Below are 22,396 nucleotides of genomic sequence, written 5' to 3'. Positions count from 1 at the left end.
TTATCTGTATTTGATCGAAAGGAGTATTGTATGTGTTCTCAACCGACGCCTGCTGAGTTGATCTCGAATCAACTCAGAGCAAATTATGAGGCGACCCAAGTAACGGGTGCTTCATATCCACCTGCATGTGCTCACGGTGGTCCTCCTGTGAGTACCGTGCAATGTAATGCTGGTGTTCCAGGATCGAGTGTTTCTCCCATTTGTCCTATCGGAGTTGAGCTTGAAGGAGGTCAGGGACCTTCTCCGGGCTGTCACATTTCTTCATGTTTGTTTAACAGTGGATGTCACCAAGGCCAAAGCTGTCTGGTTGCCAGTCATAACAATCCAAACACATGCACCGGAATAAGTTGTTTAGCATACAGTGGTAACGGTGCTCAGGCAACTGCACCACCGGTCTGTGCCACGCAACCTGCGCATGCACTGGGAGCACCTTGTATCGGTCTCTTTAGCTGTATCGCCGTCAGTGGCAATGGCGCTCAGGCAACTCCACCACCCGTCACTACCCCCGCAGATTGTGGCGTAAGCTGGAACTGTCCGCCTCCCGTTACACACGTTACCGATTGTGGTGTGAGCTGGAACTGTCAAAAGCCAGCAGCAGCCGGAGGTGCACTGGGCGGACACTGTATTGGGGTCTTTAGTTGTATCGCCGTTAGTGGCAATGGCGCTCAGGCAACCGCACCACCAGTCTGTACCACGCAACCTGCACAACCACTGGGTGGACACTGCATTGGGGTCTTTAGCTGTATCGCCGTTAGTGGCAATGGCGCTCAGGCAACCGCACCACCAGTCTGTACCACGCAACCTGCACAACCACTGGGTGGACACTGCATTGGGGTCTTTAGCTGTATCGCCGTCAGTAATAACGGCGCTCAGGCAACCGCACCACCAGTCTGTACCACACAACCTGCGCAACCACTGGGCGGACACTGCATTGGGGTCTTTAGCTGTATCGCCGTCAGTAACAACGGCGCTCAGGCAACCGCACCACCAGTCTGTACCACGCAACCTGCGCAACCACTGGGCGGACACTGCATTGGGGTCTTTAGCTGTATCGCCGTCAGTAATAACGGTGTTCAGGCAACCGCACCACCAGTCTGTACCACGCAACCTGCACAACCTGTGGGCGTCAATGCCAGCCATCCACCTGTCTGTCCGTCGCCGACGGTACAACCAGGTCAATGCCCTTCGTGGCCTCCTGCGTGTCCTGATGCCAACCAAAATGTTGCTTTATAAGGAATCTACTACGGGATTACATGTATGGTTGCCACTATTTTCGGCTCTCCAGTTTGTATTCCCTGATTCGTGATGAATGAGTTCTTAAGCGACCACTCCGGTGTGAGTGTCATGCCGGAGTGTTATTTAACTTTTGTTTCAGGTGATTAACAAAATTGAAGGGAATTATAGATGCGTGCACACAAAAATTACTTGCTTAATCTCGATTCGGCACCAACAACCATGCCTCAGAATGGTTCACAATCAACGATCTATGACTGGTCGGGAGGCGAAAGTTTTCAAGTTGTGAATGTAGTAACCACCAAATCCGACTGGCATCCGGCGGCTCATGTTTTAGCAATCTTTGACAATTCCTACGTAGCCGGAAACCTCGCAGGTTCCAGACTTCGTTATCGAGATAACGGCAACACATTGGAAACCCGAGAGATCGTAGGCATTACGCCCCTCGACTAATTTTTTTAACGCGGTGGATGGAATTGATCTCAGCATGGTAAATCTGTCGCATTTAATCTGTTCATAGAATATGAGCGCATCTCTTACCCTCCTTAATCAGGACGATCAACCAACATGACTGAAACAATTTCACGACGATATATGGACTATATGATGACAAGCGGCCTCGTGACCAACGAGCAGATTGTTAACGATGAACTGACCCTGAGTGTCGATCAAACTCGTAATTTGCTCTGCATTCTCTCTTCGGAGACTGGTCCCCGATATTTCAGTAAAAATATCGTTCCCGGTCGACCATATGCGATCGAAACTCTCGCCCAGGAGGCATACTTTTATGAAGTGGCTCAAAGTGATTCCCGATTTGAGCCACTCGGTCCGATTCTTCCCAAGTGTTTGCATTACGATCCTCGGAATCACGTTCTGGTACTTGAGTACTATGAAGACTCGGACAACTTGTCTCGTTACTACTCACATCATCACGAATTAAATCCTGTTCTGACAAAAAAATTTGGAGAAGCTTTAGCTCGCTGTCATACCACTACTCATCTGAATCATCTTTCGGAACAACCGACTTTTCAAGAACAGCTTCCCTGGGTGATTTCGGTTACGGAAGATGGACCGCCGACGGGGTTCCAGACTCTCAGTGGAGGGAATGCACAACTGATTGCCTTGATTCAGCAAAATCCGGAAATTGCCAAAGGCTTTACCATGCTACGTGACGATTGGAAAACGTCCTGCCTGATTCACGGAGACATGAAGTGGGACAACTGTCTGTTATATCCGCGAGATGCCCCCGATGCGGAGAAGCAGATCAAAATTGTCGATTGGGAAATCGTCGGTTATGGCGATCCCATGTGGGACTTTGGTTCATTTATTCACTCCTATCTTATCATGTGGATCCTGACTTTAGACAAGGTCGATTCCCAGGCAAATAGAGGTTTGGAGGGAATCAATGAAACACTCTGGAAAATGCAGCCATCGATTAAAGAATTTTGTGATTCCTATCTGACACATAACAGTCAAGTTTCGGAGCAAGACTTTCTGAAAGCTTTCCAGTTTTGTGCCGCCCGGCTGGTTCAATCGGCTTTCGAGATGTTACTTCAATCTCAAGAAGTTTATCCGGCGGCCCGAACAGCATTGGATCTGAGTAGTCAAATTTTCACGGACACCGCTTCCAGCCGGAAAACCCTACTAGGATTTTGAAATTCTCTCGATCAGAAAGGTGAAATAAATGTCTACAGTGGCTCTTATGAAATCGCTGGAAACGATTCTCGAACAAATCGAGGTAGTTTCTCCATTTGAATACCGGTTCGGTCGCCATCATTTAAAAGTCACTCCGGAACTTGCCAATCAAATGGCAGGAATGATGGGAAATCCGCAAGTACAAGAACAACAATCGGAAAACTATATCGACCTCCATATGCAAATGTTTCTTTATGCACATACCTATTGCCGACCTTTTACTGGTGAAATCATCGATTTTCCAACAATGGAAAAGATCGCGTCTGATCTTCTCCACAATTTTTCACAACAAAATTCTTCGAAGGAACGTTGGGACATCGACTGGAAAATCATTGCTGTTGAATCCAACGGTTCCATTCAAGTCGAACGCGATGGAGTCATTCAGCGCGTGCAGGCAGGTCAATATGTGTCAGACGGTGATCAGGTTTCACCGGCCCGAGAAGGTAATCTCGTTAAGGTCTATCATCCGCGCGAATCACTCGCTTATCAACCCGGGTATTATTATGTTTTTGGTGAGGCTGTTCAGAACGCATCGGATGATGATTCTCTTGTCCGATTTTACTTTAATGTGAATCCTGAGACTGCTGTAGAGTTAGTCAAGATTCTTTCGGAACAACTGAATCGTTTTCAAGTTCCGTTTCATCTTAAGCTACCAATTCACAAAGAAGCCTATTGCCGCGTCGATGCCGGGGTGATGTATCTGGCTCGTCGTTACTATGATTTCGTCGTTAAACTGCTGACGAGAAATTGGTCTAACCTGGAGCCCTTGCTGGAAGCCCCCGTCCCGTTATTTTCCTACAACATAGCTCCGGGTATCGGGTTTGCAGAGGATCCCGGGAGTGCCAACGACAGCTTTGGATTGAACCGTTGTCGCCTTATGGCCAAGGGGGTATGGCAGGCTTTTCGCGAGAATGTCAACCACGTACAAGGACGCACCAAATCCGTACTCATTGAGTTTGAAAAAGCTGGAGTAAGGATGGACCGTCCTTATCTGAATCCCGGCACGCGCAGAACATATTTACCATTGTTTGCTGAAATTAGTAATTAGCTGCATCACGATATTTTTATAATGACAGATAACAAAATATGAAACGAATAGGAGATAACTATGACTGATCGATATCTGGAAACCGCAAGCAGAATTGGCTATTCCATCTGTCGTGATGCAATCTGGAGTCGTGATCAATGTAACTGGCTTGGAATGAGTGTGGAGCCATATGCTGGAAACTTTAGCAATGTTCTGAAATCGTTGTCTCACGATGTTTATGGAGGGACAGCAGGAATTGCTTTATTCTTGACTCGACTCTATGAACAGTCCAAAGAGCCGTTTTTCATGGAAACAGCTGAAGGAGCAATGAAGCATGCGATTGCTCATGCGGAATCGACTCCTGTATCGCGCATTTGTGGATTCTACTCGGGGTTGACCGGAATCGCATATGTAGCCGATGTTTGTGGAAAGACATTCCAACATCCGGAATGGGAACAATGGGGGCAGGCACAATTAAAACACGCAGCTGATTTTGGAATTCAGCAAGATACATCGCTGGATGTTGTGAGCGGATTGGCTGGAATGATTCCCGCACTGTTGGCCACTGGAGAAAAATATCGAGAAGAATCGGTGGACCTGGGAAATAAGTTGATTGCTCTGGCAGACCACGATCACGAAGGTAGTTCCTGGAAAATGGGCCCTGACCACCCTCAAGGCCAGAAAAACCTAACTGGGTTTTCTCACGGAACGGCTGGTTTTGCATGGGCTTTATTAGAGTTATACTCAGCCACACATGAACCACGATTCCGTGAAACTGCCTTATCAGCCATCAGTTATGAAAATTGCCACTTCTCACAAGAGGCCCGCAATTGGCCCGATTTTCGGCAACCAATCGAACAGAATGAGAATGTGAAATACAGTTACGGTTCTGCGTGGTGCCATGGTGCGCCCGGAATTGGATTGTCTCGGATCAGGGCATTTGAAATCGAACCTGAGAACGTGAGTCAGGAAGACATACAATCTGCGTTAGCCACAACATATTCCTCGTTCTCGACAACCTCAGGGAATGGTACCTATTGCCTGTGTCATGGACATGGTGGAAACGCCGAACTATTTCTGGAGGCTGGACGACGTATGAATCACACGGAAAGCTGGAACATTGCCAAGGCAATCGGAGACCAGGGAATAGAAAGGTATGCTAAACACAATCGTCCCTGGCAGTCCGGCTCTCCAGCAGGTTCTAATCCCAGTCTGCTCGTGGGAGACAGCGGTGTTGGCTACTTCTATTTACGGCTCCATGACAGTGAAAATGTCCCTTCAGTCTTGTTACTGAATCCCGCAGCGTAATCTCTGTAGTCATCAGGAATTAAAAATAGCCATGATTTGAAAGACAACAAGCCTATATAGGTAACCACTTGATTTATTGTTCTCTAGCTCGTCAAATACTCACGCAACGATCGTTCGGTTCAAAAAATGTCCTGATATAAAAGCCATTTTGGAGAAGCGTTCGAATCTTTATACAGTCCGCTCAAGAATTCCTCCCAGCTATCCCTCCCACTAATACGCGTTATTTAAGCATAAGCAAAGCTAGGTTAAAGCTACTAAGGCCTTCGGAACCGGGTGAGGCCGACGCTTACTCAATGAAAATGAAAAATGAAAACGGATGATTGTGGACAAAGAGTTTGAACAACTTCTGATATAGTTGGGTAACTATTATTCGCTTTAGATTTTCTCTAATCATGCTAAGAAATTTCTGCACAAAAGAGCTACTGACATGCATCGTCTGACAATAGAGAACACCAACCAGGTAATAACAATGCAAAGCCACACCCCAATGCAACTCCACGGTTGCCCCTTTTACTGAAGCAAAAAAAGACTTAGGGCTCAATAACCCTAAGTCCTTATCTATCAAAGTGCCCAAGAGAGGACTCGGACCTCCACGGGGATTACCCCCACTAGCCCCTTAAGCTAGTCATATACTCATTTTTCAAACAAAGATCGATCAATTGAATTGACTTCTGATCTGTGTGGGTGCGACTAGGAGAGCTAGCGAAAAATGAACGCTACCCACTCTCTTCATATTCTCAGAGAGTGGGCTTTTTCAACGCGCCCAGTTATTTACCGGTCGCTTTTTATGCGCGGCTGGGAGAAGCTGTTATCCGAGTAACGAATATTGCCTAGTCATTGTTTTTTATTGAGTTCTCAGTCGTATTAGAAACCTACTGCTTTAATGAGTTAAGCGAATTTGATTCTCATGTGAATGAAAAATTCATCCCGAGAATCAAATTCCGGTAATCTTTAGCGTTAATGTAAGCTCTTAGAAAACGAACGTTTTTGGGACTTCTAATCCGCTCCAGTAGAGAAACAGAACGTCAGTTGATACAGCAAAGGGTCAAGTCTTGTGACTGGTATAAGTCATGGGGCGAGTCATAGCTGAATTCTGGCGAATGAATTTCAAGTAACAGGCTTTATCACCTTGAATACTCTGGATATGATGAGACAACTCAAATCACATCAGACACGTTCACTATCTGTTTTGAGATACAATGCATCAGGATAATGATATGTCACCATCCAGTCAGGAAGGCACGAAAAAATAATGACGGAACCTTAGGGGAAAATCAGGCAACTCTAAATCATCTTAACTCTCCTTCGTGATCTGGAGTCTTGTTGGTGAAAATCATTCTTCAATGATTCACAATCTAACGATTTCCGTTGAGTAAGGGGTCAAGCAGTCCTCTGCACCAGTACAAAATATGGATGCGATTCAAACTACAGTTGTTCAATTATCTACACCTCTCAGCCTGATGCTGATTTTTGTGGGAACATCGCTTGGTATCTTCGTGGGTGCGATTCCCGGGTTAACCGGCGCCATGTTGATTGCACTCACGTTGCCGTTGACGTTTACGCTCGATCCTCAACTGGCGATGACATTGTTAGTGAGTATGTATGTGGGATCAATCAGCGGTGGCTTGATAACCGGCACACTCTTGCGAATGCCCGGCACGCCCGCCTCTGTAATGACAACGCTTGATGGTTACCCCATGTCGCAACAAGGTCAGCCCGGTCGTGCGCTGGGGCTGGGAATGTATGCGTCCCTGGTGGGTGGTTTAATATCCTGTCTGTTTTTAGTCACCTTGTCTGCCCCGATTGCCCGCTGGTCAACACAATTGGGGCCCTTTGAATATTTCTCGCTGGTAATGATGGCTTTGGTGTTAATCGCGACAATTGATGGCGCATCGCTGACGCGCTCACTCTTTTCAGGAACGTTGGGGATTTTGGCAGCCATGCCGGGAATTTCCGCAGCCACAGGCGAAGTGAGACTCACAATGGGACTCACTCCTCTCAATGGTGGTTTCAAGTTGCTACCGGTTTTAATTGGCATGTTTGCGATCAATCAGGTGCTGCGCGATATTGCGAATATTCACCAGAAAATTCCGCGTGTCTCGGTAACACACAGTGGGTTGTGGCTTACCTTAGTAGATTGGAAAAATCAATGGGTTAATATGTTGCGGTCTTCTTTGATTGGAACATTTATTGGAATACTTCCCGGCATTGGTGCTAACATCGGCTCGATAGCCGCTTATTCAGCTGCCAAAAACAGTTCCAAAACTCCGCAGAAATTTGGTTCCGGTTCTGCTGAGGGAATTGTTGCTTCTGAATCAGCCAATAATGCGACTGTAGGAGGAGCTTTAATTCCACTCGTGGCGATGGGTATTCCCGGCAGTGTGATCGATGCCATTTTGCTCGGCGCATTAGTTTTGCATGGTTTGCAACCGGGGCCGCGGTTGTTCAGCGATCATCCCGAACTCGTGCATACCATTATGGGAACCTATTTTCTGGCAAACCTGGTCATGTTTGCGGTGATGATTGCATCAGTCGGTTTTCTCGCAAAACTGGTTCGGTTTCCACGTCCGTTTTTGTTGCCCATTATTCTCACCTTTTGCATTGCCGGAGCATTTGCGTTGTCGAACCGGATGTTCGATGTCTGGGTGATGCTCGGTTTCGGGCTGCTGGGACTGGTCTTAGAGCGAAACCGAATCCCATTGGCACCCTTTGTCATTGGTTTTGTCTTAGGTCCGATTGCTGAAGAAAATTTGTGCGCCGGGCTAATGTCATCGCATGGTAGCTGGTTACCGATCATCACCCGACCAATTTCTTTACTCTTTGTCGTCATCTCTGCATTATTGTTGATTGTGCCGCTTGTGCGTCAGTTTCGAAAAAAATGGGACAGTAAAAAAAAGACGATGAACGGTGATGATGCCAAAGAGATGAGTATCATCCCTCAGTCAGAAACATTGAGTGAGAATGGGGAGCAGAATTCTCACACATTTTGGAGTCGATACGGCTTACCTGTATGGCATACTGTTGCAGTGATGACTATTGTTGGCATGATTGTCTTCCAGTTTTCGGGATTCTTCGCGAATCAATCTAAGCTGACGCAATTTCCTCAACAACCCGTTCAGGTTGTCGTGCCGTTTTCCGCGGGAGGCGGAACAGACCTGTTTGCCAGAATCGTTCAAAAGTCAATCACCGAAAACAAACTGTTGAAACAACCGGTCGTCATCCTTATTCAGGCGGGGGGCAGTGGTACGATTGGGAGCCGAAATGTCAAACAGGCGCGGGCCGATGGTCACAAAATACTCTGCACCCATGAGGGGCTTATTACTTCGAAATACTCAGGCAAAGTGAACTATGGTCCGGAAGCTTTTGAACCGATTGCCCAAACGGGAGAGATCAATCTGGTGGTAGTCGTGCATCAAAATGCCCGACACAAAAATCTGGCTGAGCTGTTGCAGTATGCCGAGAACCATCCTGGTGAACTTCAATTTGGAACCAATTTTGGAGCACTCGCCCATTTCGCTGCCAAAAAAATAGAACAGGCTTATGGTGGTGAATATTTTAATTATGTGCAATCGGGAGATGGGCAAAAGCGATACACGCTGCTCATTGGTGGGCATGTTGATGCCACCATTTTTTCGCTGGCAGAATTTCTGGCCTATCGAGGAGATGGGCAGATTCGCGCTTTGGCAGTATTGTCTAAAGAAAGGAATTCCGCCCTGCCGGACATTGCGACGGCTCGTGAACAGGGTATCGATGCCGTAGTTGGTAACTCGTTATACTGGTTTGCACCCAAAGGAACTCCACAAGAGCGGATTGATCTGCTGGCAGATGCACTGGAACAGGCGATGCAATCTGATTCTGTAAGGAATAGTTTACGGGCATTGTCTATTGCACCTGTATTTTATCGGGGCGAGAAATTAAATGAGAATATCAGTCAGAGTGAGAAAATATTCAGCGAACTGGTTCCCGGCTCAACAGTTCAACTTCCTGATTTTCCTTTCTATATTATCATTGCAACTCTCTCATTGATGAGCATTGTTGTTGTACAGGAAATATTTCTCAGTCGAACCCCGTCAACAAATCGATTTTCAAGCTGCAAGCCGCGCATCTGGCTGGCCGTTTGTTGTTTTGTACTGCTTTGCTGTTATGTGCTGGTGTTAGAACAGGGCTGGCTCAGTTACTGGCTGGCAACGGCATTCATGGTTGCAGTCACTGGCGGAGCTATGGCAAAATGGCAACCGAGGTATTTGTTAATTCTTATTGAACTCTCTTTGTTGACTGGTTTGGGTACAGAAATTGTTTTCACATCAGTATTTTCTGTTGTACTGCCCTAACTGGTTTATTCCAGTACAGAAAATTAACCTCAGACAGAGGTTGCAGAGTGTTTTCAGCCACAAAATCTTTATAATACGAAGGCTATTCCATGACCCGCCCTAATATTTTATGGTATTGCACCGACCAGCAACGGTTTGACACCATTGGTGCGTTGGGGAACGCGTATGTGAAAACGCCTGTGGTTGATTCGCTCGTTAAAGAAGGTGTGGCCTTTACACATACGTATTGCCAAAGTCCAATCTGTACCCCCAGCAGGGCGAGTTTTATGAGCGGGTTGTATCCTTCGCGCTTACACAATACCAGAAATGGCAACGATACCTTTCCTGATTGGCCACCTCTCATTAGCAGGTTGATCGCAGAGAGTGGTTACCTGTGCGGGTTGATTGGAAAATTTCATTTAGTCAGTGCCGGCCATCGCGCGGAACCTCGGCTTGATGACGGGTTCACACTCTGGCAGCACAGCCATGCGCCGCGCGATGATTGGCCTGAAGGAACACATGATTATGCCGACTGGGTCCGCGCTCAAGGGAAAAGCCTTGATGAGATGCGAAACAGCAAAGAGCGTGTTGACCCCGAATATCATCAGACAAAGTGGGCATCTGATCGGGCGATCGAATTTATTGAGCAGGATCATCAACAACCCTGGTTGCTGAATATCAATATCTACGACCCGCACCCTCCGTTTATTCCTCCTGAAAAATATGCGAATCTGTTCGACCCTGCCGCGATGCCCGGCCCACATTTTGAGGAGTCTGATAAGGCGACTCAAGAACTGCTTTCCCAGGTTGATTTTCAGCCTGTCACGATCTCAACGGAAACAAGTGAGCTGAAAAAAGTTCAGGCACTTTATTATGCGATGATTGCTCAAATTGACGATCAGTTTGCGCGCATACTCAAAGCATTAGAATCAACAGGACAGAGAGACAATACGGCCATCATTTTCACTTCAGACCATGGTGAAACGTTGGGAGATCATGGGCTGATACAAAAGGGATGTCGGTTTTATGAAGGATTGGTACGAGTACCGTTGATTTTCTCCTGGCCGGGACATTTTGTGGTCAATCAGCGTGCCACCGGGCTTGTGGAATTACTCGATCTTTCTGCCACATTACTCGATTTAACAGGTATTCCCATCCCTGACTATCATCAGGGGCAGAGTCTGCTTCCGGTACTTACAGGCGAACAAACTGGCTCACAACTGCGCGATAGTGTTCGCTGTGAATACTTTGACGCACTCGATCCGTTTTTCACGGGTGGGGAGGGCAGTTTTGCGACCATGTATCGCGACGACCGGTACAAATTATCTCTGTATCACGACAAGGAGCTGGGAGAGCTTTACGATTTGCAAACGGACCCTTGGGAACACAATAACTTGTGGGATGACCCGAAACATCAGGCTGCCAAACAGCAGTTGATATTAGCGAGCTTTAATAGCCATGTCGTCTTAACAACCGATGTCGGCTCCAAACGGATTGCCCCAATGTGATAAGGCTATGGGGAGGTGGATGCTTGTTCGGATTGTAGGCAAAAGGGGTTGAGACGACAGTTATTTAACATTCTTCATTCGTGAAAACGCTCTATGCCATGTTAAAAGATTCTGAGTCCACCCGACATATCATACCGGAGAGCAAAAGGCCATTCGTGATTGAGACTCTCGCAAAATTTCTAAATCAGAGCGTCCTCATCACAATTTGTTTGAAAGTTTAGTTGTAATAGCTTCCTAAGGCGGATAAAATATTCGCATAAACTCAGGCATCTACCTACAAATTCTTCCCACTGTTCCTGATATCGCCTCGCAATCGCCTTCCACTGTTATCTCCACTGACTACTGTGGAATAAGTGATCCATATATAGTCACAGAAGTTAAGCGTCAATCTTTTTGAAAGGTCAATCATGCTCAACCGTAGAAACATGCTCCGAACAATGGCTGCTGGCGTCGGTGCCGCATGTACCTCTTCGCTTCTTCCTCAACATCTCTTAGCATCGCCCACCAGTAAGACGACTCCAAAACGTGTGATCTTCTTCATGCAAAACCAGGGCTTTGATCCGAAGACCTGTATTCCGGAGGGGATGAGCAGCAGTAGCTCGCTAGCGAAAGCGAAACTTCCTGAGCCCATTAAAGCCCTCGAACCTTATAAGGAGCGACTGCACATTATCAATGGCCTGCATGGTTTGCACACCAGTCCTTCGCACAGCGCATTTTTCGGCGCGCTCGGTGGCTATCGCGGCAGTGACGGTGTGCCGCCCAGTGCTTCGACAATTGATTATGAACTTAGCAAGGTCCTGCCGAAGACGCTTCTACCCCATCTGTGCATCGGAATGGACTCCATTGAGAACATGACAACCAAGCCCACTATTGCGACGCTATCGGCCAGCGGCGCTGGGCAGCCAATCTTCATGCATTCAAATCCAAATCATCTTTATCAAATGTTATATGGTGGCATCTCAACAGGCGATATTCGACTCCAGCACGAAGCCAAATCGAATATGTTGAATCAGATTGAAAAGTTGGCAGCCGCAAAGGGACAATCTCTACCGACCGCAGATCGACAGCGCTACAACCAATACGTTCGGGGATTCGAGAATGTCAACGGTCTGCGCGATCGGCTTGACACGGTTTCCGATCACCTTCGCAAGTTTGCACCGAAGGTAGATGAGCGATACACCAAGCCAGAGTTCGAAACCGATTGGCACGATGTTCTACTGGACCTCGGCATTTCAGCGCTCACATCGGGTATCACAAATACGCTTACCATCGGGTCAGGTCGTGGCGAAATCTTTGGTGCATGGAAAGGGCTGGGTATTGAGCAACAAGGACATAACCTTGGACACATGGAGCAGCCAGATAATCCGATCTGGATCAAGATTCGTCAGTACAACAGTCGTATGCTGGTGAGGATTATGGAAGCGCTCGAGAGCGTGCCTGAAGGCAGTGGTACTATGATGGACAATACCGTAATCGTTTACACAAGTAACAACGCGGATAAACAGCACACCAACGGTGCCAACTGGCCGGTCATGTTACTAGGAAATTTCGACGGCACATTGAAGACCGGTTGCTTCACCCAACTGAACCACAAGCGCCCCATCAACGCGTTGTACACGTCGCTCCTGCGTGCCGCCGGCCAGAACGTTGATCGTTTCAACATGAACGACAAACTGGCCAGGAAATACGACACCGCTACCGGCCCGCTGAAAGAAATAATGACATGAACAAGATCACGAGCCTTCTGGCACTAATGCTTTCGTTGAGCGTATTGCCTGTTGCGATTGCCGAGACTTACTCACCAGGTCAGAAGGTCAACAAAAATTTCACTCAGTTTGCTAAACCGTTTTTTACCACTCACTGTGTGGCCTGTCATGACGAGACAGAACCTGAGGGCAATCTGTCGCTCCATAACCTCGGTCCTGTTGATGAAGTAAATGCTGGCACTTGGCAAGCCGTGTGGGCACAGGTCACCTTGAAGGAGATGCCGCCCAAAGATGAGGACCAGCCCAAGGTCGTGGAGCGATTGCAGTTTTCAGACTGGATCGTCGGTGAACTGTCTCGAGTCATGCGCGACAAGGGTGGGTTCCATGCCCATCTCGATCCGAACAAGGGCAACTTTGTCGATCATGATCTGTTATTCGGTAAGCTGCCAGACAATATCAAACTTACACCGACATCATCTCCGGCACGCATCTGGCGTGTGACACCACAAGAACACATTACGCGTCTGAACGAATTGATCAACAGCGAACCGGAATTCAATCCATCAAAGCCTGGCCTGCGAACTCACGGCGATTCTGTTCCAACCAACCACGGCGGTGAACTCAAGCTCTACTTCGGTACGGATCGTATCATCCGTTGGCAGGGCGGAACGGTTGCCTATGCCACAGCGGTGAAAAGTGTACCAGTCGTTCTGTCGTCGGCCCGCGATCATGGGTTAGAAAATTATCCCGACTTTTACACAGTCAACAGTGCTGAATCCACACAAATATTGGGGATTGCCGCGGACATCATTCGCTACATGGCCGATGGTCCGCTGAGCATTGCCAAGCCGTATCAGATCACAGACGATCCCAGATCAATTGCGGACAAGATGAAGGGTGACATACGCGGACTGCCCACTAGTCTGGTCTACAGCACAAAGGTCATGCGACCATTGACGCCGGTCTACGACCTCATGCATGAAGAGGGCGTCACCGACGAGCGTTTGCGGGCTGCGGTGGACTACCTTTTCGAAGCGCTCACTTTCCGGCCGCCTAGCAAAAAGGAATCGAACGAATACCTGACGGTCGTCAAACAATCCATTGAAAAACTCGGCAAGAAAAATGGTGCAGTCCTCGGTCTGTCATCCATCTTCCTCGATCGCGATGCTCTCTTCAGACCGGAACTAGTTGAGAACGGCAAACCGGATCAGCAGGGTCGTGTCATGCTCCAGGACTGGGAACTGGGTCTGGCGGTCAATCATACACTGCGATACATCAAGCCGGACAAAGAACTGCGAAAGGCAATCGTCGAAGGTCGTATGCGGTCCAAGGCCGATGTCAAACGCGAAATCGAGCGTATGCTGGCCGACGACAGCATACGAAAGCCACGCATTCTGCGCTTCTTCCGCGAATACTTCGACTACGACAGTGGTGGTTACATCTGCAAGGACTCGAAAGCGCTGGCGGATACGGGAGTGAGCAACAGGGGAACATCCCACTACCGCGCCATGTTTGACGCCACTGCGAGCACTGATCGTCTCATCGAACTCATCCTGCAGGAAGATCGAGACGTATTTAAGCAGTTGCTGACGACGGACAAAGTTGTCGCCACTAGGTCTGACAATGTCTATTTCGGAAAGCGGCGATCAAAGGAAGAGGTTGCAGCATCCGTGGCGGCTGCGAAGAAGGCGGCAGCCGAGGCAGCAAAGAAAAAGGCGGCCGAACTGGAAGCCTGGAAGAAGGCCAACCCGGGAAAGAAACCACCGAAGTCAAAGAAACAGAAGAAGAGGAGACAACCAAACGTCAACCACAAAGTAAGCCAGGTAAAACTGGAAGGGCCAAAGATCTATGCACGTGTGAGTCGCCGCAGCTTCGGCAATGGGTCCATGAAACCAGAACGTATCCTGGCTAAGGTGCCAGAAGGGCAACGCCTGGGCATCCTGTCCCATCCTAGCTGGCTCGTTTCACACTCCGATGCGATGGACAATCACGCCATCCTGCGTGGCAGATGGATTCGTGAACGATTACTGGGCGGCGGAATTCCCGATGTACCAATTACCGTTGATGCGATGTTACCAGATGAACCACAGAATACGCTGCGTGATCGTATGCGGGTCACCAAGAAAACCTATTGCTGGACGTGTCATCAAAAGATGGATCCGCTCGGCCTGCCGTTTGAAATGTACAACCACGCGGGTCTGTATCGGGAATTGGAACTCAACAAACCCGTCAACACCACGGGTGAGATCATCGATTCCGGCGATCCCACACTTGATGGAAAAGTCGCCAACGCCGTTGAAATGATTCGGAAAATCGCGGAAAGCAAACGCGCCGAACAGGTCTTCGTCCGCCATGCATTCCGTTTCTGGATGGGCCGCAACGAAACCCTCAATGATGCGCCTGTTCTCCAGGATGCATATCACGTCTACAAGGACAGCGGCGGCAGCATGAAAGCAATGCTCGTTTCACTACTCACCTCCGATGCGTTTCTCTACCGCACACGGAAAAATCCGGCGCTGTTCGAAGAGAACTGAAAGTGGATTGCAACCTGAACTGAAGGCCGTAGGGTCAAAAAACTCAGCAGACCTGAATTTGCAGAACTATTCGGTACTTAAGCGACTTCCGATTGTCACTACTCAGCCGCTTACTATTCCACAAACTCATACCTTTTCCGGTATCGCGAAGATGACCGTTTTAAAAGATACCCTTTCGAATAGTGACCGAGTAATGAGCCAGCTTATTGATAAACGGGGGATGTTCCACGAAACCATAATTAGCTCGACCGGAGCCGCGTGCTTCTTTGGGGCCTGCTTTAGCAAAACAGGTGTTGAGCATTTTAATTTCATTGTTGAGAGAAACGTTTTTGATGGGTTTTCCGCGCCAGGTATCTTTTTTGCGTAACCACAAATATTCTTCGAGGTCGTAGTCAGTGATCTCACTTAATCTTTTTGTGGCACATTGACAGTATCTGGTAAATCGCTCCAGTGTGCGGCGAGTATTGTGAAAATGCACATCGGAACTGTTTCGAGGTTCCAATGTCTGCAGATACATGTCCTAATATATACGGACCAGAAAAGTTCTTCGTTTTGAAAATGCTGCATGGCTTCTCCTCTTCGAAAAGCAATTGCAGCGATGAATCAGTCTCCAACGCTTAGCCACACTCCGTCGCTAGTCATCGTTGTGACCAACCGGGCTCAAATGATCGGGCAAGCAGAAAAGAGGGGCGCGCAAAACTGCCCTTGGTGAGAATCCACCTCTCACCAAGGGCAGCCAGATATATACGCGCATCAGAGCCATATCATTTCAATTGACGTAACTCGTTACGACTTCAAATGCCCAAGAGAGGACTCGAACCTCCACGGGAGTAACTCCCACTAGCCCCTCAAGCTAGCGCGTCTGCCAATTCCGCCACTTGGGCCTGGTTTTGAGTGAGAGCGGATGACCTATACAGATGGCCGAAAACGGTCTCAAAGTTGAGGATTTCCCAGTATAACAATCCCAGAATGCCCATCAAGGGAAGGGGATGGCATTCTGAGGGTTAAAAACCCGGGATTTTGTGAAAATGGACCTGCAATGGGTTTAAACTTCCCCTCCCGTAAAATCTGCATTTTTGTAAACTACCGACCGCTTTTTATAGCTGATTCCAGCAAATCTCAGTCTGGGACTGAGGATGGGTCATCTGTATCGCGTTGAATCTATTCGAACAAGGATGTCCGATGCCGTTTTCTACCCGAATCAACAAGAAAACTCCGCTGCGTTCAACTCTCATCATAACTATATTCGTTGCGAGTCTTTTCTTCTGTTCACAGTCCTTATTGGCTGACACAGGATCGCCGTCTACAGGTTCGCCTCTGCTTGATGATGCCAACTTGAATGCCGTACAGTTTCTGGGAACGAAAACGGGTTGGGCTGTCGGCGATCTAGGAGTCATTCGGAAAACCGAAGATGGCGGACGAACCTGGCAATTCGTTACCAGTCCCGTACAATGTCCTCTCACACATATCTGTTTCCTCACAAATCAGATTGGCTGGATCGCCGGTGGTGGCACGGCCACCTATGGGCATTTGAATCAGGGTGTGTTGCTATTTACTAAGGATGGTGGCAAAACCTGGAAGGAACTGGTTCAGAAACGCTTGCCGCGCTTGCACTATGTTCGATTCTTCGGAATGCATGAGGGAATCGTCGTCGGCGACACTTCTATTCAACATGCAAGTGGGGTCTTTAAGACCACAGACGGCGGTAAGAGTTGGGAAGATGTCACTGGTTACGAATCGATCGGTTATCGCACTGCGGCATTTTTTGATGTGAATACAGGAGTCGTCGCAGGCACTCAGGGACGATTGACATTAGTGGGTGGTGGTGCGGTTTTGCCACCTCGATTTCCGCCTCAAGGTTTAAGAGGCATTCATGATGTGAAGCTCCCGATGACGGCAGCCGGCTGGATGGTCGGTGATGGGGCGCTGCTGCGAAAAAGTGAGAACCGGGGTTTGGTCTGGGAAATGCCCGAGACCGCTTTGCCTGATCAGCTCAAAGATTTTGTTGATTTTCGTGCTGTGGAGGTCCGGGGAAATCAGGTCTGGGTGGTCGGCGATCCGGGGACGGTGATCTGGCATTCTGCTGACAAAGGAAAAACGTGGCAGCAACAATGGACAAATCAGAGCGCGCCGCTGACAGCGATTCATTTTGTGGATGATCAAAACGGCTGTGCCGTTGGGACGCTCGGAACAATTTTATCAACAAACGATGGTGGTTTGACATGGCGTTCTAATCATGCAAGCCCGCGCCGTGTGGCTCTGATGTGTGTGCACGCACAGCCCCAGCAAATTTCTTTTAACATGCTCAGCAAATACGCGGGGGATCAGGGGTATCGTAGTTTGGTCGTACTGCCCGTTCGTCGGGATTTGGGGCCCGATGGCCAACCACACCAGGATCTGGATTTGCGATTAAATGAATCCGTCACCAGTGTCGGCGGTTCGATGGGAAAGCAGGACTGGCGGTTTCCCGTTCAGATTCCCGAACTCGAACAGAACGCAGACCGTTTGATTGAAGAATGGAACCGACATACGGAAGGTCGTTTGGCCTCTGTTACCTTAAGTCGGTTTGTCGCACAACTACGAACCTGGCGGCCCGATGTTTTAATCATTGATCAACCTCAGGGGAAAGACGCAGCATCGACTCTGGTGAAAGATGCCGTGTTGCAAGCCGTGCGCTATGCCGCTGATTCGACCCGGTATATCGAGCACCGCGAGCAAGCGGGTCTTGCACCCTGGAAGGTCAAAAAAGTTTACCTGCGATTACCACCGGGAAGTTCCGGTCAGACTTCCGTCGAAGCGGATGAATATCTCGCTCGACTCGGGGTGACCGTTTCCACGGCTGCTTCCTCTGGTAAACAGATTCTCGGCAAAGGGATCGCCTCTGAGGAAGAACGCAGTGTCTACCGTTTGATTGATGTGGAATCGGCTGATGACAAAACTAAAAAAATGGCGATTATCGGAGGAACTTTGTTTGCAGGAATCGGGATCGCCCCTGGTTCCGATGCACGCAGGCAACTGCTCCCGATTAATGGAGCCGATGAGGAACGAAATCGAAAGCTGGCCGAACGACAACGGAATATCAAAGCGTTCGCTGTGAAGTTAATCAGCGATCCGATCTTTTCTGCACAGCTGATGTCGCATTTAAAGATGATCACACAAGGTCTTACCCGGCGACAGGCTGCGTTGCAGTTAGAGCAACTGGCACAACAGTATGTCGCCAATCATGATCTACAGAAAGCGGAATCGACGTATCAGGAACTGGTGGAACAATACCCGAAAGAGCCAGAAGCAGTACGTGCCATGTTATGGTTGTTTCAGCTTTGGTCGAGCGAAGAAGTCGCCTGGCAAAGAAGCCGCCAGGTGCCTGTAGAACGTTCTCGATCAACGAGCTCTCCTAACCAGAAATCCAATCAGGTTACGAATGCGGCTCGGTTTTCGGAGAAATTACCTTCCCCTTTATTGAGTACTGTGAAGCAAGTAGGACAACTCAATACAGGGGCGCCTCAGAATTGGCGTACTCAAACCGCAGAGAATTGGAAGAAGCAAGCACTCGCAGCCGAGCGTTGGTTTAAAAAACAGGCACCGGAATTTTATGAATCACCGGAAGTTCAGGTTCCCTTGGCGTCCCTGTATCGTTTAATCGGCTCGCATGGTAAGGCCGATGATATCTTTCGTGCGTTCCATAATCCTGCCGCCAATGCGACATGGAAAAATATCGCGAGGGCAGAAAACTGGTTGCTGCATCCGGCAAGCAGCCCACCCCGTCCGGTTTACCTGTGTCGCTTTACGAAGTCGCGTCCGGTCTTGGATGGACTCCTCTCTGATGAATGCTGGCAGGAAGCAGATGAAATTCGTCTTTCAGCCAAGCCGTTGTCGAATCAAGAGAATCAGGCCGTATCAGATCGTGATCGTCTGAGCCAGCCTTTTGTGTTATTGTCTTACGATAAGGAGAATCTTTATATTGCCGCCAGCCTTCCACTCAAAACAGGTTTGGATTACCCGGAACCTCCCGACTCGGGGCGGATCTATGATGCTGATTTGAAATTACAAGATCGTCTCTCATTCGCGTTTGACATCGACCGAGATTACACAACCTATTATCAGCTGGAAGTTGATCATCGGGGCTGGACCAGTGATCGTTGCTGGGTCGATCGAAGCTGGAATCCGCGTTGGTTTGTGTATCGTGAAAAAGACAAACAGTATTGGAGAACAGAAATCGCAATCCCTTTACAGGAGCTAGTTCCCTCTGCAAAATTGAAGCGGAAAACCTGGGGGTTTTCAGTGGTGCGAATTCTACCTGCAGTGGGCTTGCAGGGATGGAGTCATCCGCTTTCATCAGAACCTCGCCCCGACACATTCGGGCTGATGCGCTTTGAATGATCGTTGACTTGGCTCCATTTCAACAGCTTTCTTGATTTCAGAGGCCACATTCATTTCCCTGACTGATCGGTTCTCTTATTATGGCTGCATCATAGCCTCTGATTGTCTGCGCGAATTGAATTCATTACGCGTGGTCTGGAATCAGACGGGGGCAATTGTTTTAGAGCGAAATCAATCGAAATTTTCACAGGCAAATTATGGGTTTTATAATCGGCATGGACGAAGCAGGTTACGGACCCAATTTGGGTCCGCTTGTAATCACGGCCAGTTTATGGAAAGTGCCGGGAGATCCGCGCGACTTTGATTTCTGGCAGTCTTTGCAGTCAGTCGTGTCTCAAACAAAACCAGCCAAAAATTCTGAGTTGCTACACGTGGCTGATTCGAAAGAGGTACATTCTTCATCAGCCGGACTCGCTCCATTGGAAAAGTCGATCTTTCCTTTTTTGCAACTGCTTAGTGGGGAAGAAAGAATTACTTCGCTGGATGGTCTGTGGCGGTTATTGGTTACTTCCACAACTCATCTCGATGAAATTCAAAATCAACCTTGGAATCACAATAGCGATTTTTCGGTTCCAATAAGTGTTGATTTGGAAACGATTCAGCAATCTCATCAAAATTTGAAACAGGCATTCGATGCTGCGGGAATTGAGTTACAGGCATTTTGTTCTGAGATCGTCCTGCCGGAACGTTTTAATCGTTGCTGTCGGGAATATGGTAGTAAAGGTGTATTGCTCACGCGATTGTGCATGGATTTGCTGACGCGCGTTTGGGACAGGGAATCAGCCGAACCAACCTTGATCATCGGTGACAAGCACGGCGGTCGGAATCGGTATGATGAATATCTGGATGAAGTGCTCGATGGCGAGCTGATTTTTCGGGTTGAAGAGTCAACAGCGAAAAGTGTTTATAAAATCGGAAGTACGGAAATTCGTTTTCAAACAAAAGCAGAAGCGCATTTTCCTGTAGCTGTCTCTTCGATGGTTTGCAAATATTCGCGAGAAGTGATGATGGAATTGTTCAACCAATTCTGGTTGCAGCATGTTCCAGATCTCAAGCCAACGAAGGGCTATCCCGTGGATGCCCGTCGCTTTAAAAGCGAGATTGCGGATACACAAGAGCGCCTGGAGATCTCCGATCAAATCCTTTGGCGCGGACAGTAAAAATTGCTGAAAAATGAGACCGTTGGTATTTTATTCTTCGACGGCTGTTTGTATCTCAGGTAGAAATCGGCTGGCTCCGATCCCGACAATAAAAACTGTTGTTGCGCCGATTAGCGTGTACCAGGGCCAGGCAACTTGTGTTTTCATCTCGAAAGCGACATACAAAACAACGATCAGACCGACCAAAAAACCGAGCAATGCTGAAACCTGCGAAGCTTGTTTGCTGAATGTAGCGAGAAAGAAAATTCCCAGGATTAATCCAGTCGAGATTGCTGCGATCGAGAATACATTCCCGACCACGCTATCCGAGATCGATTGGCTGGCAATGCCGACGGTGATTTGTGCAACTCCAAACAGGGCAGTGAAAAGACGGCTGGTTTGAACTAATTCTTCTGGTTGCTTTTGGCTTGAGTTTAAGGGCAAATAAAAGTCGTTGACCAGCGCACTCGTAGTGGAACTGAGAGAACTGGAAAGTGTCGACATCGCGGCTGCGAAGACCGCCGCCAATGTAAGCCCCTTAATTCCTATTGGAAGATGATCAATGATGAACGAAGCGAAGACTTCATCCGATTTTCCGAACGGTGTTTGTGGTGGAAAGTTTGTATAAAAGGCGGCCAACGCGATTCCCAATAAGAGAAACAGAGCAAATTGCGCGAAGACGACGAAACCACTGATTCCCAGCGCTTTCGCGGCATCGCGCTGGCTGCGCGATCCCAAATAGCGTTGAATCATCAACTGGTCAGCGCCATGGGTGGCCATCGAAAGAAAGAGACCGCCGACCAGCCCGGCCCAGAAGGTGTACTTGTTGGCCAGATCCCAACTGAAATCGAACATCGTCAATTTATGATGTGTGATTGCGAATTGCTGATAATCACTCCAGCCGTTTGGCAGTGATTCAATAATTACGGCAAATGCAAAAATCGCACCAGCGATATAGATCACAAATTGCAGGCAGTCGTTCCAGACAACGGATTTCATCCCACCCAGGCAGGTATAAATGATCGTGCCGATTCCAATGATGACAATACAGGTTGATAAAGGAATGCCGACGACTTTTTCCAGTACCAGTGCTGTCAGATAGAGTCGCAAGCCATCGGCGAGTGTACGCATTACGATAAAGGCAAGGGAGCTTACACGTTCGGTCGTTCCGCCGAATCGTTTCTTTAAGACTTCATAGGCAGAATAAATTTCTCCGCGAAAATAAAGGGGGAGCAAAAACACGATCACCAGAAATCTTCCTACAATAAAACCGAGTGCGAGTTGCAGGAATTGTAGATTTCCACCCGGTTCATAAGTGATTCCCGGAACACTGAGGAATGTGACTGTGCTGGTTTCGGTAGCAACAATGGATCCGAGGATGGCCCACCAGGGAAGTGTTTTCCCACCAAGCAAATAATCAGACAGATTTTTTTGTTTGCCTCCGACCCAGGAACCGAACAGGACCACACCGACCAGGTAAAGGCCTAAGATAATCAGGTCGGTGGTTCCGATGGCTATATTCACAGTGGCCTTACCTGTTCAGATTCAGTAAGAAG

The 22,396-nt window shown here is 48.3% G+C and carries 14 protein-coding genes and 1 tRNA gene; 12 read left to right on the top strand and 3 right to left on the bottom strand.

Going from position 1 to position 22,396, the window contains the following annotated elements; genetic code table 11:
• Positions 1-30: 30 nt before the first annotated feature.
• The 9 genes from V202x_RS09865 to V202x_RS09825 all read left to right on the top strand — a co-directional run bounded on the left by V202x_RS09865 (position 31) and on the right by V202x_RS09825 (position 15,321).
• Positions 31-1,233: a hypothetical protein gene (locus V202x_RS09865; protein ID WP_145173718.1), complete on the top strand. Its 1,203-nt coding sequence runs from the start codon at positions 31-33 to the stop codon at positions 1,231-1,233.
• 171 nt (positions 1,234-1,404) lie between these two features.
• Positions 1,405-1,686, top strand: coding sequence for a hypothetical protein (locus V202x_RS09860; protein ID WP_145173715.1), 282 nt, complete (start codon positions 1,405-1,407; stop codon positions 1,684-1,686).
• Between the two features lie 114 nt (positions 1,687-1,800).
• Positions 1,801-2,889, top strand: a complete 1,089-nt coding sequence (locus V202x_RS09855) for a phosphotransferase (RefSeq protein ID WP_145173712.1) — start codon at positions 1,801-1,803, stop codon at positions 2,887-2,889.
• 28 nt (positions 2,890-2,917) lie between these two features.
• Positions 2,918-3,976 (top strand): T3SS effector HopA1 family protein, encoded by a 1,059-nt coding sequence (locus V202x_RS09850; protein ID WP_145173710.1) that lies wholly within the window; start codon positions 2,918-2,920, stop codon positions 3,974-3,976.
• A gap of 60 nt (positions 3,977-4,036) precedes the next feature.
• A complete protein-coding gene (locus tag V202x_RS09845) occupies positions 4,037-5,263 on the top strand; it encodes a lanthionine synthetase LanC family protein (RefSeq protein ID WP_145173707.1) in 1,227 nt (408 codons plus the stop codon).
• Between the two features lie 1,409 nt (positions 5,264-6,672).
• Positions 6,673-9,594: a tripartite tricarboxylate transporter substrate-binding protein gene (locus V202x_RS09840; RefSeq protein WP_145173704.1), complete on the top strand. Its 2,922-nt coding sequence runs from the start codon at positions 6,673-6,675 to the stop codon at positions 9,592-9,594.
• Between the two features lie 89 nt (positions 9,595-9,683).
• Complete coding sequence (locus V202x_RS09835) at positions 9,684-11,081, top strand: sulfatase (protein WP_145173701.1); 1,398 nt, start codon at positions 9,684-9,686, stop codon at positions 11,079-11,081.
• Positions 11,082-11,488: 407 nt separating this feature from the next.
• Positions 11,489-12,808 carry a DUF1552 domain-containing protein gene (locus tag V202x_RS09830; protein WP_145173698.1) on the top strand — a complete coding sequence of 440 codons (1,320 nt, stop codon included), beginning with the start codon at positions 11,489-11,491 and terminating at the stop codon, positions 12,806-12,808.
• The gene (locus V202x_RS09825) at positions 12,805-15,321 is read left to right on the top strand and encodes a DUF1588 domain-containing protein (protein ID WP_197993316.1); all 2,517 of its coding nucleotides are present in this window, start codon (positions 12,805-12,807) and stop codon (positions 15,319-15,321) included. Before V202x_RS09830 ends, V202x_RS09825 begins: the two co-directional genes overlap by 4 nt.
• Before the next feature lie 160 nt (positions 15,322-15,481).
• Here V202x_RS09825 and V202x_RS09820 read toward each other — a convergent pair whose 3' ends face one another.
• Positions 15,482-15,838: a phage integrase SAM-like domain-containing protein gene (locus tag V202x_RS09820; RefSeq protein WP_145173695.1), complete on the bottom strand. Its 357-nt coding sequence runs from the start codon at positions 15,836-15,838 to the stop codon at positions 15,482-15,484.
• A gap of 48 nt (positions 15,839-15,886) precedes the next feature.
• On the opposite strand from V202x_RS09820, the gene V202x_RS27435 reads away from it, so the two are divergent.
• Positions 15,887-16,033 (top strand): hypothetical protein, encoded by a 147-nt coding sequence (locus V202x_RS27435; protein ID WP_197993315.1) that lies wholly within the window; start codon positions 15,887-15,889, stop codon positions 16,031-16,033.
• An 87-nt stretch (positions 16,034-16,120) separates the two neighbouring features.
• Here the strand turns inward: V202x_RS27435 and V202x_RS09815 are convergent.
• Positions 16,121-16,205: transfer RNA gene (locus tag V202x_RS09815), tRNA-Leu, on the bottom strand.
• Positions 16,206-16,503: 298 nt separating this feature from the next.
• Between V202x_RS09815 and V202x_RS09810 the strand changes: the two genes are divergently transcribed.
• Positions 16,504-19,701, top strand: a complete 3,198-nt coding sequence (locus V202x_RS09810; RefSeq protein WP_145173692.1) for a YCF48-related protein — start codon at positions 16,504-16,506, stop codon at positions 19,699-19,701.
• 197 nt (positions 19,702-19,898) lie between these two features.
• Positions 19,899-20,861: a hypothetical protein gene (locus V202x_RS09805; protein WP_145173689.1), complete on the top strand. Its 963-nt coding sequence runs from the start codon at positions 19,899-19,901 to the stop codon at positions 20,859-20,861.
• 30 nt (positions 20,862-20,891) lie between these two features.
• On the opposite strand, the gene V202x_RS09800 is transcribed toward V202x_RS09805, so the two are convergent.
• The gene (locus V202x_RS09800; RefSeq protein WP_197993314.1) at positions 20,892-22,364 is read right to left on the bottom strand and encodes a sodium:solute symporter; all 1,473 of its coding nucleotides are present in this window, start codon (positions 22,362-22,364) and stop codon (positions 20,892-20,894) included.
• Positions 22,365-22,396: the final 32 nt, after the last annotated feature.

The sequence above is a fragment of the Gimesia aquarii genome, from assembly GCF_007748175.1.
Taxonomy (GTDB): domain Bacteria; phylum Planctomycetota; class Planctomycetia; order Planctomycetales; family Planctomycetaceae; genus Gimesia; species Gimesia aquarii_A.
Note: the sequence above shows the minus strand (reverse complement) of the source record. Positions and strands in the feature narration are given on the sequence as shown.